At 29.5% G+C, this 17,752-nt stretch carries 12 protein-coding genes; 8 read left to right on the top strand and 4 right to left on the bottom strand.

Annotated features, from left to right (window positions below; translation table 11 throughout):
- Positions 1–23 precede the first annotated feature (23 nt).
- Genes ABY863_RS03540 through ABY863_RS03525 form a run of 4 tightly spaced genes read left to right on the top strand, consistent with a single transcriptional unit; the run spans position 24 to position 4,265 of the window.
- Positions 24–953 (top strand): ABC transporter ATP-binding protein, encoded by a 930-nt coding sequence (locus tag ABY863_RS03540; protein WP_372792885.1) that lies wholly within the window; start codon positions 24–26, stop codon positions 951–953.
- The gene (locus tag ABY863_RS03535) at positions 946–2,259 is read left to right on the top strand and encodes an ABC transporter permease (RefSeq protein ID WP_372792884.1); all 1,314 of its coding nucleotides are present in this window, start codon (positions 946–948) and stop codon (positions 2,257–2,259) included. The genes ABY863_RS03540 and ABY863_RS03535 overlap by 8 nt, the downstream gene beginning before the upstream one ends.
- A 3-nt stretch (positions 2,260–2,262) precedes the next feature.
- Positions 2,263–3,093 (top strand): mechanosensitive ion channel family protein, encoded by an 831-nt coding sequence (locus ABY863_RS03530; protein ID WP_372792883.1) that lies wholly within the window; start codon positions 2,263–2,265, stop codon positions 3,091–3,093.
- Positions 3,094–3,101: 8 nt separating this feature from the next.
- A complete protein-coding gene (locus tag ABY863_RS03525) occupies positions 3,102–4,265 on the top strand; it encodes a sigma-54-dependent transcriptional regulator (protein WP_372792882.1) in 1,164 nt (387 codons plus the stop codon).
- 44 nt (positions 4,266–4,309) lie between these two features.
- Here the strand turns inward: ABY863_RS03525 and ABY863_RS03520 are convergent, their stop codons facing one another.
- The 4 genes from ABY863_RS03520 to uvrA form a co-directional block, all read right to left on the bottom strand.
- Positions 4,310–6,757, bottom strand: coding sequence for a thiamine pyrophosphate-dependent enzyme (locus ABY863_RS03520; protein WP_372792881.1), 2,448 nt, complete (start codon positions 6,755–6,757; stop codon positions 4,310–4,312).
- 158 nt (positions 6,758–6,915) lie between these two features.
- Positions 6,916–9,729, bottom strand: a complete 2,814-nt coding sequence (locus ABY863_RS03515) for an aminopeptidase (protein WP_372792880.1) — start codon at positions 9,727–9,729, stop codon at positions 6,916–6,918.
- A gap of 10 nt (positions 9,730–9,739) precedes the next feature.
- Positions 9,740–10,450 carry a TIGR00730 family Rossman fold protein gene (locus ABY863_RS03510; RefSeq protein ID WP_372792879.1) on the bottom strand — a complete coding sequence of 237 codons (711 nt, stop codon included), beginning with the start codon at positions 10,448–10,450 and terminating at the stop codon, positions 9,740–9,742.
- 54 nt (positions 10,451–10,504) lie between these two features.
- A complete protein-coding gene (gene uvrA / locus ABY863_RS03505) occupies positions 10,505–13,330 on the bottom strand; it encodes an excinuclease ABC subunit UvrA (protein ID WP_372792878.1) in 2,826 nt (941 codons plus the stop codon).
- Positions 13,331–13,437: 107 nt separating this feature from the next.
- On the opposite strand from uvrA, the gene ABY863_RS03500 reads away from it, so the two are divergent.
- From ABY863_RS03500 to ABY863_RS03485, 4 genes are all read left to right on the top strand, one after another.
- On the top strand, positions 13,438–13,662 hold the full coding sequence (locus ABY863_RS03500) for a PspC domain-containing protein (RefSeq protein ID WP_372792911.1): 225 nt from the start codon (positions 13,438–13,440) through the stop codon (positions 13,660–13,662).
- Positions 13,663–13,668: 6 nt separating this feature from the next.
- Positions 13,669–14,664, top strand: coding sequence for a TrkA family potassium uptake protein (locus tag ABY863_RS03495; protein ID WP_372792877.1), 996 nt, complete (start codon positions 13,669–13,671; stop codon positions 14,662–14,664).
- Positions 14,665–14,781: 117 nt separating this feature from the next.
- Positions 14,782–16,854, top strand: coding sequence for an amino acid carrier protein (locus ABY863_RS03490; protein ID WP_372792876.1), 2,073 nt, complete (start codon positions 14,782–14,784; stop codon positions 16,852–16,854).
- A gap of 655 nt (positions 16,855–17,509) precedes the next feature.
- The coding region (locus ABY863_RS03485) for a hypothetical protein (RefSeq protein WP_372792875.1) at positions 17,510–17,752 on the top strand (243 nt) is incomplete at its 3' end.

The following is a 17,752-nucleotide window of genomic DNA, read 5'->3' as shown; positions in this document are numbered from 1 at the left end:
TTCACTGAATCAAAAGCTAAAGAATGAAAAATATTTTAACCGTTGAAAATGTATGTAAAAATTATGGAAATTTTGTAGCATTAAACAACGTTTCAATTTCAGTTCCAGAAGGAAGTGTATTTGGATTATTAGGTCCAAACGGAGCTGGAAAAACTTCTTTAATTAGAATAATTAATCAAATTACTCTGCCTGATAGTGGGACTGTATATTTAGATGGTGAAAAACTGCAACCGCATCATATTCAGAATATTGGATATTTACCAGAAGAACGTGGTTTGTACAAAAGTATGAAAGTAGGTGAGCAGGCATTGTATTTAGCTCAACTTAAAGGAATGTCTAAAGCCGAGGCAAAAAAGAAACTTTCATATTGGTTTGAAAAATTTGAAATCACAGATTGGTGGGGCAAAAAAATACAGGAACTTTCAAAAGGAATGGCACAAAAAGTGCAATTTATTGTTACTGTCTTACATGCTCCTAAGTTGTTAATTTTTGATGAGCCCTTTAGTGGATTTGATCCAATTAATGCAAATTTAATTAAAGATGAAATTTTACAATTGAGAGATGAAGGTGCAAGTATTATTTTCTCAACACATAGAATGGAATCAGTTGAAGAGTTATGTGATAATATTGCATTAATAAACAAATCCAATAAAATATTGGATGGTAAATTAAATGATATAAAGCAACACTATAAAACCAACCAGTATGAAGTTGGGCTTTTATGTGCCGATAAAGAAGCTGTTTTTAACCAAATTAATTCTAAATTTATTGTTGAAAACTCAAAATCACCTTCGTTTAATAATGATTTAAGACTTTTAATAAGTTTAAAAAATGGTGAAACTTCCAGTGATATGATTCAATTTTTAAATAATAAAGCACAAATAACACATTTCACGGAAGTTATTCCAAGTGTAAATGATATATTTTTAAAAGCAGTTGCCAATAATGGATAAATTAAAATTAATTATAAAAAGAGAGTTTTTAGCAAAAGTTAAAAATAAATCGTTTATCATATTAACAATTTTGAGTCCGCTATTGATGGTAGGATTATTTTCGTTAATTGTTTTTTTGAATGAGAAAAATAGTGAAGAAATACGTACTGTTGCTTTTGTAGACGAATCACATCAATTGGCTTCAATTTTTGATAATTCAGAATCTACAAAATATATAGATTTAACAGCCTTAGGATTAGAAGAAGCTAGAGCAAAAACAAAAGAATTTTACTACGGATTATTATATATCCCACAAAATGATAGTTTAGTGGATCTTTCAAGAGGAATTTCTTTTTTTTCTGAAGATACACCAAGTTTAAATTTATTAAGTGAAATAGAAAATAAGCTTGAGAAGAAAATTAGAGACTTAAAGATTGAGCAACTTCATTTTGATATTGATAAAATAAAAGCGACAGAAACTAATGTTGATATTGTTACTGAAAATTTTTCAGGAGAAAAATCATCAAAAATTGGTAGCCTTTTAAGAATGGCAGCTGGAGGAGGTTTTGGTTACTTAATTTTTATGTTTATTATTATTTATGGTACCTCAGTAATGCGTAGTGTTATTGAAGAAAAAACAAGCAGAATTATTGAAGTAATTATTTCTTCAGTAAAACCTTTTCAACTAATGCTTGGTAAAATATTAGGAAATGCCTTGGCAGGTGTTTTACAATTTGTTATTTGGGCAATTTCAGCAGGTTTAATATTAACTGCAATCACTTATATTTTTGGCATTGAAGCAGCAAGTTCAGGTTCAGCAATGTCTAAAATGAATCCAGAGATGTTGCAACAAGTACAAGAAACATCAACCAATGATTTACAATTAGTACTTCAAGAAATAAAGAATTTACCAATTCTTACCATGTTTTTCTCGTTTATCATTTACTTTTTAGGTGGTTATTTAATCTATAGTTCAATTTACGCAGCAATTGGTGCAGCTGTTGATAGCGAAACGGATACACAACAATTTATGATGCCAGTTTTAATGCCACTAATTATTGCTATTTATGTTGGTTTTTCAGTTATTGAAAATCCACATGGGCCAATTGCGTTAGGGTTTTCACTATTTCCATTAACATCACCAATAGTAATGTTAATGCGTATTCCATTCGGAGTTCCTTGGTGGCAAATAGTTTTATCTATGTTTTTGTTAATAATTACTTTTATTGCAATAGTTTGGTTTGCTGCAAAAATCTACCGAGTTGGAATCTTAATGTATGGTAAAAAGCCAAGTTATAAAGAATTGTATAAATGGTTAAAGTATTAAAAGATGGAAAAACTTAAGGAAATATTAAATTATTCGTTTCAGTTTAGTGACGATATTAAAATTTCATTGAAGGTAATTCTAGTTTTAATTTCAGGAATCATAATTACTAATTTTTTAATTAAGTTAACTAGAAAAATTGTTAATAAAAGATTAGAAGAAGAAGATAAAGGAAAGTTTAAATCTGTTTTCACCTTTCTAAGATATTTAATATATGTTTTTGTAATTGTAATTGTATTTGAGTCCTCAGGTGTTAATGTAAGTGTTTTTTTAGCTGGTTCTGCGGCTTTACTTGTTGGTATTGGTTTAGGGCTTCAAACGTTATTTCAAGATATTTTATCAGGAATATTTATTTTATTAGATAAAACATTGCGATTAAATGATATTATTGAAATTGATGGTAAAATTGGTAAAGTTTTTGAAATAAATTTAAGAACGACAAGGGCTATCACTATTTATGAAAAAGTTTTAATTATACCTAATCATGTATTTTTAACACATAGCTTATTCAATTGGACACAAAATGGGAAGTTAATTATAGAAACGGTTGATGTTGGAGTAGCTTATGGGTCAGATGTTGAATTGGTGAAAAATACACTTCTTGAAATAGCCAAAAAACATCCAAAAGTTTTAAATTCAAAAAGAATGGAAGTTTTATTTATAGATTTTGGAGATAGTGCTCTATTATTTAGGTTGTTATTTACAATTAATGATAGTTTTTCACATCCTAAAATTAAAAGTGATTTACGGTATGCTATTGATGAAAAATTTAGAGAGCATAATATTCAAATTCCTTTTCCACAAAGAGATGTGCATTTATTTCAGCATAAAAAATAAAAGATAAGATGTCAAAAATATTAATAATAGAAGATGAAGCTGCAATTCGCAGAGTATTAAAAAAAATAATTTCTGAAGAAAATGAAACCTATGAAGTTGAAGAAGCTGAAGATGGTTTGGTTGGAATTGAAATGATTTCAAAATCTGATTTTGATTTAGTATTATGTGATATCAAAATGCCAAAAATGGATGGTGTTGAAGTACTTGAAAAAATTAAAAACTTAAAACCTGAAATTCCAGTTGTTATGATTTCAGGTCATGGTGACCTAGATACGGCTGTTAATACAATGCGTTTAGGTGCATTTGATTATATTTCTAAACCACCAGATTTAAATCGTTTATTAAATACCGTTAGAAATGCGCTTGAAAATAAAGAGCTGGTTGTTGAAAACAAATTTTTAAAGAAAAAAGTAAGTAAAAAATATGAGATGATTGGCGAAAGTGAAGCCATATCTCATATTAAAGCAATGATTGAAAAAGTTGCACCAACTGATGCTCGTGTTTTTATTACAGGTCCTAATGGAACAGGGAAAGAGTTAGTTGCACATTGGATACACGAAAAAAGCGAAAGAACTAGAGGACCAATGATTGAGGTGAATTGTGCAGCAATTCCATCTGAATTAATTGAAAGTGAGTTGTTTGGGCACGTTAAAGGTTCGTTTACAGGCGCTAATAAAGATAGAGCTGGTAAATTTGAAGCAGCAAACGGAGGAACTATTTTTTTAGATGAAATAGGAGATATGAGTCTTTCAGCACAAGCTAAAGTTTTAAGAGCTTTACAAGAAAATACCATATCACGTGTTGGTAGTGATAAAGATATAAAAGTGAATGTTAGAGTAATAGCAGCAACTAATAAAGATTTAAAAAAGGAAATTTTAGAAGGAAATTTCAGAGAAGATTTGTATCATAGGCTTGCTGTAATTTTAATAAATGTTCCTGCCCTAAATGAAAGAAGGGAAGATATTCCACTCTTGATTGAATTTTTCGCAGAGCAAATTGCAAGTGAACAGGGAACAGCAGTAAAATCTTTTTCTCCACAAGCAATTAAATTACTACAGAATTATGATTGGACTGGAAATATACGAGAATTAAGAAATGTGGTTGAAAGACTTATCATTTTAGGTGAAAAACAAGTTTCAGAAAACGACGTGAAGCTTTTTGCAAGTAAATAATAAATAAAAATCCCGTCTTTACGGGATTTTTTAATTAGTAATTCTTAATACAATTTTTTGTATTTCATTGGATTTACTTCGTGCATAATAGCGTAAATACTTTCAAAAATATCTTCAGCATTTGGTTTAGAAAAATAATCACCATCGGTTCCATAAGCAGCTCTGTGTTCTTTTGCTGTTATAGTAATAGGCTTGCTATCTAAATAATCATAAGCGTTTTGCTTTTCTAAAATTTCATTTAGCAAATAAGCTGATGCTCCTCCAGAAACATCTTCATCAATAATAATAAGCCTATTTGTTTTTTGTATACTTTTTACCACATCATGATTATTATCAAATGGAAGTAAACTTTGAACATCAATAATTTCAATATCAATATCAACTTGTGCTAAATCATTTATAACATCTTGTACAATTTTTAAAGTTGAACCATAAGAAACAACGGTAACATCATTACCATATTTAATAGTTTCAACTTCACCAATAGGTGTTTTAAATTCCCCAAAATTGTTCGGTAATTTTTCTTTTAATCGATAACCATTCAAATTTTCGACAATTAGTGCAGGTTCGTCACATTCTAATAATGTATTGTAGAAACCAGCTGCTTTCGTCATATTTCTTGGAACTAAAATATTCATTCCTCTTAATGAATGTACAATTGCTCCCATTGGTGAACCCGAATGCCAAATTCCTTCTAATCTGTGCCCACGTGTTCTTATAATTAGTGGTGCTTTTTGTTTACCAGCTGTTCTATAATGAAGTGTCGCTAAATCATCACTTAAAATTTGCAAACCGTATAGCAAATAATCTAAATATTGAATTTCAGCAATTGGGCGTAAACCTCTTAAGGCCATTCCAATACCTTGCCCAATTATGGTTGCTTCTCTAATACCTGTATCTGTAATTCTTAGTTCTCCATATTTATCTTGAAGACCAACTAATCCTTGATTTACATCACCAATATTACCAGCATCTTCACCAAAAATAAATACATTATTATATTTAGAAAATAAAGTATCAAAATTATCTTTTATAATAATTCTTGCATCAACTAGCTCAGCATTTTCACTATAAGTTGGTAGCACTTCTTTTGAAAGACTTACTCTTTTATCAGTTTGGCTATATAAATGAGAGCTATAAGCTGGTTGTTTTGTTTTTATATAAGTAGTAATCCAATTTTGTAATTGAGTTTTTTCAATTAAATTTTCATCTCTAACATACACAATAATTTTTCTAGCTGTAGATAAAAGGTCTTTTCTTGAAGGTTCAAGAATTGAAATTAAGTCATTTTTAAGTTTCAATATAAAAGCTTTGTTTTTGCTTTTTTCTGAAAGATTATTAAGAACATTAATTAAAGTATTTTTTTCCTCTTTTATAGGATTTAAAAAAGCATTCCACGCATCTCTTCTAGCCTGACTTACTTCTTTTTTAACTTCTTTTTCAATTTTAATTAACTCTTCTTCAGAATCTATAAACTTTAGGGTATTGTTATTTTCATCTTGCAAACTAAATTCAATAATCCAATCACGCATTTTAACAATGCAATCATTTTGTTTTTCCCAAATTAAACGTTCTTTAGTTTTGTAGCGTTCATGTGAACCTGAGGTAGAATGACCTTGAGGTTGTGTTAAATCTTTTACGTGGATTAATACGGGAACATGCTCTTCACGTGCTATTTTAGAAGCTTTGCTGTAAACATCAATTAATTTAGGATAATCCCAACCATTAACTACAAATATTTCATAACCATTAACTTCATTTTCTCTTTGAAATCCTTTTAAAATTTCAGAAATACTCTCTTTTGTAGTTTGATATTTTGCTGGTACAGAAATACCAAAATCATCATCCCAAACATTAATAATCATAGGAACTTGTAATACACCTGCAGCGTTTATGGTTTCAAAAAATACACCTTCCGAAGTACTCGCATTTCCAATGGTTCCCCAAGAAATTTCATTTCCATTGTTAGAGAACTTACTGTTTTTTATTTCCAAAAGATTTCTAAAAAGTTTTGAAGCATATGCCAATCCTAGCATGCGAGGCATTTGTCCTGCTGTTGGAGAAATATCACTACTTGAGTTGTATTGTTCTGTTAAGTTTTTAAAATGTCCTTTTTCATCTAAACTATGTGTTGCAAAATGGCCTCCCATTTGACGTCCACCAGACATTGGATCAGCATTAATATCAGCATGTGCATATAAACCGGCAAAGAATTGTTGAGGTGTAAGTTCTCCAATAGCCATCATAAAAGTTTGATCACGATAGTAGCCTGATCTAAAATCACCTTTTTTAAAAGCTTTTGCCATCGCAAGCTGTGGGACTTCTTTTCCATCGCCAAAAATACCGAATTTTGCTTTGCCTGTTAAAACTTCTCTACGACCTATTAAACTACACTCTCTACTTAATACTGCAGTTTTATAATCTTGCAGTACTTCTTTTTTAAATTGAATAAAAGAAAGTGGCTCGTTTATCTTAGAAGGTATAACACTCATATGTTTTTGATTTTTTTAGTTTTGCAAATTTACAATTTTTAAATGAAATTTAAAAATAACTCTTAGAAGTTGAATTAAATTTAAAATTTAAGTTAAAAACATTAATAATTTTGAGAATTATTTAATGATATTTCAAAAATTGAATAATAATCTTTAATTTAATAAAACCCTCTTTTTACAAAATTAAATATTCTTTTGGGGTTTAGTACCAGTACAAATCTTATTTTAGAACTATAACTTGGTTGAGATACTTCCCAACCTAAATTAGAATGTAAGGGGAAATAGACTTCTAAGATATCTTGTATAAAATTAAAACGTATTCCATTTTCATGAGCAAAATAAACTTTTTGATTTCTGTTTTTTACAAAACCTACATCATTATAAACTTCAAGCCATCTCCATAATCCAATACTCGTGTTTATAGTACTTAACCATTGATTTCCGTAGGCGACAGGGAGTTTAGATTTAAAACCACCTTCATTAATAATAACTTGTTGGCTAAAAAAACCTGAAGTTTCTGATCTTCCTAAATAATCATATTGAAATAAATAATCACTAGGTCTATCAAGTGCAAAACTAAAAAAATCTGATTCAGTATTGTTACTTAGAAATGCACCAGCAAAAATTCTAAAATCAAATTGTCTATTTGTGTCAGTAAGTTTTCGGTAATGACCAGTTAATGAAATTTTACTGAATTTATCGGATACTTGAAGGTCAGTTGAAAACCTTATATCTTCAATAATTTCTGGTTTTGCATATCCATAACTTAAATTAAATACGTTGTATTTGTTTGATTCATTGTGTTCTATTTGATTTGGAGATTTTTTACGATCTACAAGTGTATAAGATGTTGAAATAGCATTACTACCTACATCTCTTAAACTTTTTCTTTTAAACTCGAGCAATGCAAAAGGTGTAACAGCAGTATAAGTTAAGTTCTCAGCATAATGAAAACTACTACCAGCAATTCCAGCTATTAATTTATTTACTTTTTCATTTTCTGGATGGTATTCATATTTTAAAGCAAAAGTTCCAGAAAGTGTTTTACTGGTTGTACCGTAGGAGGGTGTTAGTTTATAATTGAAGTTTTTATCTAAGATTGTTTTATTTGATAAGGCTAAACCTAAAACGGCTCCATCATAATAATTATACCTAAATACAGGCGTGTAAAAAAACTGATTGTAATATGGGTTCTCAATATCTTTCATAAATTTTAATTGAAAAGGTCTATTGAATAACTTTTTTTCTACGTTTTTCCAATTATTTCTCAAATTAAACTCAGGTAAAAGGGATTCATAATTTAGAGAGAGTTTATCAAATCCATCTTTAGGAATTGTAATTTTTGAAATTGAATCTATTCCCGTAAGCCATTTTGTAAATTTAATTTCTTTATCTTTAATTCCATAAAGTTGAATGGGAGTAGTGAAATTTCTTTTATTCAAGATAGTTACATCTAATGAGTCGTTATTTTTAGTTATTTTTTGAATTGTATAATCAACCTTTTTAGTTGTTTCTAAATACTCATTTTCAAACCAAGAAATATCTTTGTTTGTTATTGATTTAATATAATCAATAAACGATTTACTTTTAACTTTATTTCCAGAATTTTTACTAGAAAAATTCCAAATAATTGAAGACATAGTATTATCTTCTAAATAAGTTTCTAAATATTTAATTCCTAATCCAGCTTTATATTTATTAACAATTTTTCTATTAAAATTAGAAAGTGAATCAGCTTGTGTAGTTAGAGCTTGATCTATGTTTTTCCGTGCAGCAAACTGATAAACAAAAGGATATTTTTCATTAAATTTTATTTTAGCTAAATTAAAGCCTTTAATACCCCAAACCTCAGAAATATTACCAATTGCCTTAACTTCAGGATAATACATTTCTACATATTTAATCATTAAATAAGATTGTAAACCATCTGCTAACCAGTAATCTTCTCTTTTGTTAAACAAAAAAAGCTCATCAATATATTTTTTTGAAAGCACTTTAAACAGTTGAATGTCCCATTCAAAAGCATCACTATAGGCGGTTAAAAATGAAGGGAGTTGATTAAAGCCATACACAGGGTTTTTATCATATTCAATTTTATTAATCAATAATTTTTCATTCGGAAATTTTCCTAAAAAAGATTGAATAAAATAGAATTCTCTTTTTAAAATACTGTGTTTAAGATTGTAATCTAATTTTTCAGAATCTAAGTTTGTTGATATTAATGTTTTTTCAAAATTAAAATCAATAAAATCATTATTTTTAGTAATATTTAACTCAATATCTAATTTGTTTTTACCAACTAAAATATAATTGTTAAAATCATTTTCAGGCTTGTTTGAAGCTGTTAAGTTGCAATTTACAACATAATCTATAGGAACTTTAAGGTCAATATGATAGTTTGTAAAATCTATGTACAAATCATCTAAGTCTAAGTTATTATATGTTTGCCATGAGTTACTGAAGTTAGCTGGAGCTAAGTACCAATATCTTAAATTATAACTAAAATAGCTTGCACCATAATTAGTAAATTTATCATTGGGTATTTTAACAATATACGTAGCATTTATAATAACAGAGTCATTTGGATATAATGATTGATTTAAATTTACTTTTAAAATATCAGGATTTTCATCCGTAATTTCCCAAGTGGTATTATCATAATTTACAGAAATGTTGTTTATAGTTGTGTTCCCTCTATTTTTATTATTTGTAAAATGAAATGTTTTAGAGTAATTTTCTATAAAACGTTTAGCTAAAGGTGTCTTTTTATCCTTGTAAGCATTCGCCCAATTATGAAAATAGACAACATTTAAAATACTATCTGATTTATTATAAAAAGTGGTTTCTTGTTGAATTTTCAGTTCGTTTGTTTCAATATTTAAAGTTGCAGAAATATTTATATTATTAGTTTGTGCATACGTGTACAAACTAATAAAGTATAATAATAAAAGTATAAATAAATTCTTTTTCAAACGAATTATATTAGAAATTAGGACTTAAATTGTATTTTTTATAGAAGTTGTTTATAACCTCTATAACTTCTGATTCTGTATCAACAATTGAGATTAAATCTAAATCTTTTGGACTAATACTTCCTTCTTCAAGCAATGTATTTTTAATCCAATCCATTAAACCAGTCCAATACTTTCTTCCAACCAAGACAATAGGGAATTTTCCTATTTTTTTAGTTTGAATTAGTGTTATTGCTTCAAAAAGTTCGTCCAAAGTTCCAAAGCCTCCAGGCATTACAACGAAACCTTGAGAGTATTTTACAAACATTACTTTGCGAACAAAAAAGTAATCAAAATCTAAGCTTTTATCTGAATCTATATACGGATTGTCATGTTGTTCAAATGGTAATTCAATATTTAAACCAACTGAAATACCTTTCCCTCGTGCAGCGCCTCTATTACCGGCTTCCATAATTCCTGGTCCGCCACCAGTAACAACTCCATAACCATTTTGGGTTAATTCATAAGCAATGTTTTCAGCCAATTTATAATATTTATCATCTGGCTTTGTTCTTGCAGAACCAAAAATACTAACACAAGGGCCAATTTTACCTAAGCGTTCAAAGCCTTCAACAAACTCAGCCATAATTTTAAATATAGCCCAAGAATCGTTGGTTTTAATTTCGTTCCACGTTTTTTGCTTAAACTTTTCTCTTATTTTTTGATCTTCGTTGGGAGTCATATAATTTTAAATATCAATTTTGGTTGCTAAATAACAGTTTTTTTTATTAGTTTTCTAATTTAATTCTTTCTTTAAGAATTGTGCTGTATAACTTTTTTTATGTGTACTTACTTCTTCGGGTGTTCCAAAGCAAATTAATTGACCTCCATTTTTACCACCTTCCATTCCAATATCAATTACATGATCTGCTAATTTTACAACATCTAAATTATGTTCTATAACGAGTATGGTGTTTCCTTTATTGGTTAATTTGTTTAAAACTTCCATTAAAACCCGAATATCTTCAAAATGAAGCCCTGTTGTTGGTTCATCTAAAATATAAAAAGTATTTCCTGTATCTCTTTTAGACAATTCCGAAGCTAGTTTTATGCGTTGTGCTTCACCACCTGAAAGCGTGGTAGATTGCTGGCCAAGTGTAATATATCCTAAACCTACATCGTGAATTGTTTTTAGGCTTCTGTAAATTTTAGGGATGTTTTCAAAAAAATCAACAGCATCGTCAATGGTCATATTTAAAACATCGGAAATAGATTTTCCTTTGTATCTAATTTCCAACGTTTCTCTATTAAAACGTTTGCCTTGGCATGTTTCACATTCAACATGAACATCAGGTAAAAAGTTCATTTCAATAACACGAACACCGCCACCTTGGCAAGTTTCACATCTTCCACCTTTTACATTAAACGAAAATCTTCCAGGCTTATATCCTCTTATAGAAGCTTCACTTGTTTTTGCATATAAACTTCTAATTTCACTAAAAACACCAGTATAAGTTGCTGGGTTTGAGCGTGGAGTTCTACCAATTGGCGATTGGTCAATGGCAATCACTTTATCTATGTGTTCTAAGCCTTTAATAGATTTATAAGGCATTGGTTTTTTTACGCCTCTATAAATATGTTTATTTAATATTGGGTAGAGCGTTTCATTTATTAAAGTAGATTTTCCACTGCCTGAAACACCCGTTACACAAATAAGTTTTCCTAATGGAAAATCAACGGTTACATTTTTTAAATTGTTTCCTGTTGCGCCTTCTAATGTAATTGTATGTCCGTTTCCTTTTCTTCTTTTTTTAGGGACTTCAATTTTTTTAGTACCATTTAAATAATTCGCGGTTAATGTATTGTGCTGTTTCAGTTCTTCAAAAGTTCCTTCACTAACAATTTCACCACCATGATGCCCGGCTCCTGGGCCTATATCTATTACATAATCAGCATGTTCAATCATATCTTTATCATGCTCAACAACAATAACAGAATTTCCAACATCACGTAAAGCAATTAATGAATTTATTAATTTTTGATTGTCTCGTTGATGTAAACCAATACTTGGTTCATCTAAAATATAAAGAACACCAACTAGTTGAGATCCAATTTGCGTTGCTAATCTAATGCGTTGTGCTTCTCCACCAGATAATGATTTTGAGCTTCTATCTAAGGTTAAATAATCCAATCCAACATTTAATAAAAACTGAATTCGGGTTCTAATTTCTTTTAATATTTCTGAAGCTATTTTTAATTGTTTATTAGTTAATTTTTCTTCAATGGAAGCAAACCAATCTGCCAATTCTGAAATGTCTAATTGCGCCAATTCAGAGATGTTTTTTTCGTTTATCCTGAAATATAAAGCTTCTTTTTTAAGTCGTTTTCCGTTACAAGTTTCACAATCTATTTCATCCATAAATTCTTTTGCCCATCGTTTTATGGAAGTAGATTCACTTAAATTAAATTGACTTTCAATAAAGCTAATAATTCCTTCAAAATCAATTTCATAAGTACGAGTTACACCCATTACTTTTGAATCTATTTTAAATTTTTCACTTCCACCATTTAAAATAATTTCTAAGGCTTCCTTAGGAATTTTTGAAATAGGATCGGTTAATTGAAACTTATAGCGATCAGCAATTAATTGAAGTTGTTTAAAAATCCAACTTGTTTTTTGTTCACCAATAGGAACAATTCCACCACTTTTTATAGAAATAGTATTGTCTGGAATTATTTTTTGAAGATTAACTTTATTTATTTTCCCTAATCCGTTACATGTTTCACAGGCTCCTTTTGGAGAATTAAACGAAAAATTATTAGGTTCAGGATTTTGGTAAGAAATACCAGTTTCAGGACACATTAATTCACGACTGAAATAGCGAGGAGTATTGGTTTCGTGTTCTAAAACCATTAAAATATTTTCTCCTGAATATAAAGCTGTTGTAATGGTTTCTTCCAATCTTTTTTCGGAAGAATTATTTATCAATAAGCGATCTATTACAATTTCAATATCATGCATTTTGTAACGATCTAAACGCATTCCTTTTTCAATTTCTAAAATTTCACCATCTACACGTACTTTAACAAATCCTTGTTTGGCAATTTGTTCAAAAAGTTCTCGATAATGCCCTTTTCTTGATTTAATAATTGGGGCGAGTATTACAATTTTTTTTTGATCAAAATCTTTTAAAATAAGCTCTTTTATTTGCTCATCACTGTAACTTACCATTTTTTTATTGGTGTTGTATGAGTAAGCATCTGCAGCACGCGCATATAGCAAACGTAAAAAATCGTAGATTTCTGTAATAGTACCAACCGTAGAGCGAGGACTTTTATTAGTGGTTTTTTGCTCAATTGAAATTACTGGCGAAAGGCCATCAATTTTATCAACATCAGGGCGTTCTAATCCACCTAAAAACTGACGTGCATAAGCTGAGAAAGTTTCAATATACCTTCGCTGTCCTTCAGCATAAATGGTATCAAAAGCTAATGATGATTTTCCACTACCGCTTAAACCAGTAATTACTACCAGTTTTTCTCTAGGAATACGAACATCAATATTTTTTAAATTATGAACTCTTGCTCCAAGAACTTCAATATATTCTTCGTGTTTTATCATTAGATTTTTGGAAAGTTGCAAAGTTAAAAAAATGTAACTACAATTTTGGTAAAGAGGTATATCTTATTTTGGAAATTAGTATATTGCATAAAAATAATAAGTTAAATATGTGGATTGATTCTTTACGACATTATTTTGAAAAACACGGGTTTGCGGTTTCATCAAGATTTGCAGATAGATTAGGAATGCGTGTGTCTAATGTGCGCTTATTTTTTATTTATATTTCGTTTGTTACTTTTGGGTTTTCCTTTGGAATATATTTAACGCTCGCTTTTTTACTTCGATTAAAAGATATGATTTACACCAAAAGAAATTCAGTTTTTGATTTATAATAAATTATGGTTGTAAAAGCAAAATTATATATATCTTTAATTTTATTGACTGTTGTGTTAACAATAGGGGTCGTAGGGTTCTTAATTATTTCTAACGAAACATTTGTTGATTCATTGTATATGACCGTAATTACAATGTCTACTGTTGGTTTTGGGACGCTTCATGAATTAAATCAATCAGAAAAATTATTTACCATTGTTTTAATAATTTTAAGTATTGGGGTTTATGGGTATTCTGTAACCGCTTTAACCGAATATTTAGCAAATGATAATTTTTTTCAACTTCTAAAATATAAAAAGATGCAAAAAAAAATTCAGAAACTTCAGAATCATACTGTGGTGTGTGGATATGGACGTAATGGCAGACAAGCAATTATTAAACTCAAAAAGTTTAATATGCCTTGTTTAGTTATTGAAAAAAATAAAGCAATTATTGAAGAATTAGAATTGAACAATATTTTATATGTTGAAGGAGATGGAACAGATGATAAAACGCTGAATGAAGCCGGAATTATAAATGCAAAAAGCCTAATTACAGCTTTGCCTTCTGATGCTGATAATTTGTTTGTAGTATTGTCTGCCAGACAAATAAATAAACATTTTACTATTATTAGTAGAGCATCAAGTGAATCTTCTTTCAAAAAACTTAAAATTGCGGGAGCTACAAATATAATAATGCCCGATAAAATTGGAGGTGAACATATGGCATCGTTAGTTGTGACACCAGATTTAGTTGAATTTGTTGATAAATTAACCATATCAGATGAGTGTGAAACAAATTTAGAAGAAATTGCAATTAATGATTTGTCTCCTGAATTTTTAAATAAAACTATTTTAGATTTGGATTTACGTAAAAAAACAGGTTGTTTAATCATTGGTTTTAAAACAGCAGATCATAAGTATATTATAAATCCAGAAGCCAATACTATATTAGAGCCAAATTCTAATTTAATTGTATTAGGTAGGCCAAATCAAATTGAAAAATTACATCAAATTTTATAGGGCTCATAACTAGCTAATTAGAAATAAATAAATAAGTTTTCTATTAAAAATTTGTGGCAAGCTAAATTTTTTAGCATCTTGGGGGGGTTAAAAGAGATTATAACCAACTAACAAACTATGAATTCAAAATTTATAATTCCAATACTTCTGCTATTTTCTACAGTAGTATTTTCCCAGAATTTTATTGTACATGAAAATATTGTAAATCCATCTGAGTTAATCAATGATGGAATTATGGAGGTAAACGTTTCTGGCGGTTCGGCCCCATATACTTATAAGTGGAGTAATCAAAGCACTTTGTTAACTTCAAATAAGGCTTTCGGATTGGTAGAAGGTGTTGCTTATAGTGTTGTAATAACGGATGCTACTGGAAATACAGTGACAAAAGAATATACGGTTCCCATGCAGAATATCTCTGAACGATTTAACGGAACTTTTACACCTATTGTAAATGGTATTGCCTTGGTTTTGTTCTGGGATCCATTTTCAGCAGTTGGAATTTATGACCCAAATATTTATGTAGAAAAAAAGAACATTCCTATTCCTGGTTGGAGTCCTGGAATAAAAGGAGAATTTTTGATTAAAAAATGGACAGTTGAAGATGGTACCCAAGTTAAAGAGGGTGATACAATTGCTCTTATCTCTAAAGGAGGAACTGAAATAGTAGGGAGAGCATTTGTTAGCGGTACTTTAAAACACCTTGCAAAAGAAGGTGAGTCTATCTATAATTCTGAAAATAAGGGAGACGTTATAGAAGAAGGGGCCCATATTTATGCGGCTGTTATTTATGATGAAAAAATTGCCTTACTCCATCCAAACGGTGATATTCAAAAAAAGAATATTCCATTTATTGTGATTTGGCTGTCTATTGGCGCCCTATTTTTCACTATTAGAATGGGCTTTATAAATATAAAAGGATTTAGACATGCCATTGATTTGGCTCGCGGAAAATATGATGATCCAAATGCTCCTGGACAAGTTACCCATTTTCAGGCACTTGCCACTGCGGTTTCAGGAACTGTTGGTTTGGGAAATATTGCCGGAGTTGCCGTTGCGATTTCTTTAGGGGGTGCCGGAGCTACTTTTTGGATTATTCTTGCAGGATTATTGGGAATGTCTTCAAAATTTGTGGAGTGTACTTTAGGTGTGAAATATAGAGATATAGCTGCTGACGGAAGAGTTTTTGGAGGTCCAATGAATTATTTGCGTAACGGACTAGAAAAACAAAATAAAAAAGTGTTAGGAAAAGTTTTGGCAGGTGTATTCGCCGTTTTATGTGTTGGAGCTTCATTTGGTGGTGGTAATATGTTTCAGGCCAACCAAGCATTTGAAGCGGTTTCCGGACAAATTCCTGAATTGGTTGGTTATGGATTTTGGTTTGGAGTGATTATTTCTTTGCTTGTAGCTGCCGTTATTGTTGGAGGTATTCAAAGCATAGCAAAAGTTACAGAAAAAATAGTTCCTATTATGGCCTCTATTTATGTAGTTGCTTGTTTAGCGGTAATATTTATAAATATAGAAAACATAGGTCCTGCATTTGCAGCAATTTATGAAGGAGCATTTAATCCATCAGCATTAAAAGGAGGTATTATAGGAGTATTGATTGTAGGTTTTCAAAGAGCTGCATTTTCTAATGAAGCAGGTGTTGGATCTGCCGCAATTGCACATAGTGTTGCAAAAACGAATAATCCGCCTTCTGAAGGATTTGTTTCTTTATTAGAGCCTTTTATTGATACCGTTGTGGTTTGCACATTAACGGCTTTGGTATTAATTTTTACCGGTAAGCATGAAGTTTCTGGTATGGGTGGCGCACAATTAACTTCAGATGCTTTTGGAACCGTAATCTCATGGTTCCCATATGTATTAACTGGCGCAATATTTTTATTTGCTTTTTCTACTATGATTTCTTGGTCTTATTACGGAATGCGTGCTTGGACTTATTTATTTGGAAAAAGTAAAAAAGCAGAAATGATTTATAAAATGTTCTTCTTGGTATTTGTTGTTATAGGTGCATCTGTAAGTTTGGGAGCTGTTTTAGACTTTTCGGACATGATGATTCTCGCTATGGCATTTCCAAATATTATTGGATTGTATTTAATGTCAGGTGAAGTAAAAGAAGATTTAAATGAATATTGGCGTAAACTGAAGGCAGGACAACTTTACAAAGCGCAGAGGTTAGCTAAAAAATAAGATACGTAATTAATATAATTTTTTTTAAATCCTATTTCGCTCTTATAAGAGTAAATGAAATAGGATTTTTTTTATTTTAATTATACTTTTTAAGTTGACTTGTTTTTTTAATTTTATAAGTGAAAACACTCACATACAACTATGCAACTTAAGTTGCATAGTTGTATGTGAGTGTTTTATGACAATTTATTAATTAAATAGCGCAATCCGTTTAAAACACTAATTAATCTTTAATTATTTATAATAAGTTTAATATATTCGTACACTAAATTATAAAAATCTAGAATTTATAATTTTAACTTTGCGATATCAAAAGTTTATTTAAGTTTAAACCTCATAAATTGTTTTATACCTCACTTTAGTTTATAGTATAATTATATTGTAATTATAATTCTTGTTTAGCAATTGTGTTAAATTTTATTTTAATTTCAAAATAAATTAAATAATGTTATGCACTAAATTATTTTAACTACCCCCCAAAAAATTGTAACCTCAATTTATCACTCCTTATTATAAAGTAATAGAACTTTATTAGACATATATACTATGTTTTGTCCAATTTAATTGGTTCAACTGTTGTTAAGTCTCATAATTGGTTCAGCATGCTTATACATTTATAATAAGATTTTATTAACTAATTTTTAAAACTATAATTATGAAAAATTTATTTAAAATCCTTTTAGGGTTATTTTTAATAGGCTTTGCGGTATCTTGTAATAAAGATGAAGCAACTGAAATTATACCAGTACAACAATTACAAGATGTTGTATTTGATATCAATAATTTTATACCAGATGCAAGTAAAAGTTTATTTGCATCAAAAGAAAATGGAGAGAATGACCCAGCTATACCTGACTGTTCTGATGCAGAGCCTGATTATGTTATGTTAAGCATAGAT

This window comes from Lutibacter sp., assembly GCF_041562875.1.
GTDB lineage: Bacteria > Bacteroidota > Bacteroidia > Flavobacteriales > Flavobacteriaceae > Lutibacter.
This window is presented reverse-complemented; position numbering and strand designations above follow the sequence as displayed.

What these genes read in the sequence shown, in the direction of transcription:
- ABY863_RS03540 (WP_372792885.1), top strand. Translation starts at nt 24, where the DNA reads ATGAAAAATATTTTAACCGTTGAAAATGTATGTAAAAATTATGGAAAT.
- ABY863_RS03535 (WP_372792884.1), top strand. Translation starts at nt 946, where the DNA reads ATGGATAAATTAAAATTAATTATAAAAAGAGAGTTTTTAGCAAAAGTT.
- ABY863_RS03530 (WP_372792883.1), top strand. Translation starts at nt 2,263, where the DNA reads ATGGAAAAACTTAAGGAAATATTAAATTATTCGTTTCAGTTTAGTGAC.
- ABY863_RS03525 (WP_372792882.1), top strand. Translation starts at nt 3,102, where the DNA reads ATGTCAAAAATATTAATAATAGAAGATGAAGCTGCAATTCGCAGAGTA.
- ABY863_RS03520 (WP_372792881.1), bottom strand. Translation starts at nt 6,757, where the DNA reads ATGAGTGTTATACCTTCTAAGATAAACGAGCCACTTTCTTTTATTCAA.
- ABY863_RS03510 (WP_372792879.1), bottom strand. Translation starts at nt 10,450, where the DNA reads ATGACTCCCAACGAAGATCAAAAAATAAGAGAAAAGTTTAAGCAAAAA.
- uvrA (WP_372792878.1), bottom strand. Translation starts at nt 13,330, where the DNA reads ATGATAAAACACGAAGAATATATTGAAGTTCTTGGAGCAAGAGTTCAT.
- ABY863_RS03500 (WP_372792911.1), top strand. Translation starts at nt 13,438, where the DNA reads ATGTGGATTGATTCTTTACGACATTATTTTGAAAAACACGGGTTTGCG.
- ABY863_RS03495 (WP_372792877.1), top strand. Translation starts at nt 13,669, where the DNA reads ATGGTTGTAAAAGCAAAATTATATATATCTTTAATTTTATTGACTGTT.
- ABY863_RS03490 (WP_372792876.1), top strand. Translation starts at nt 14,782, where the DNA reads ATGAATTCAAAATTTATAATTCCAATACTTCTGCTATTTTCTACAGTA.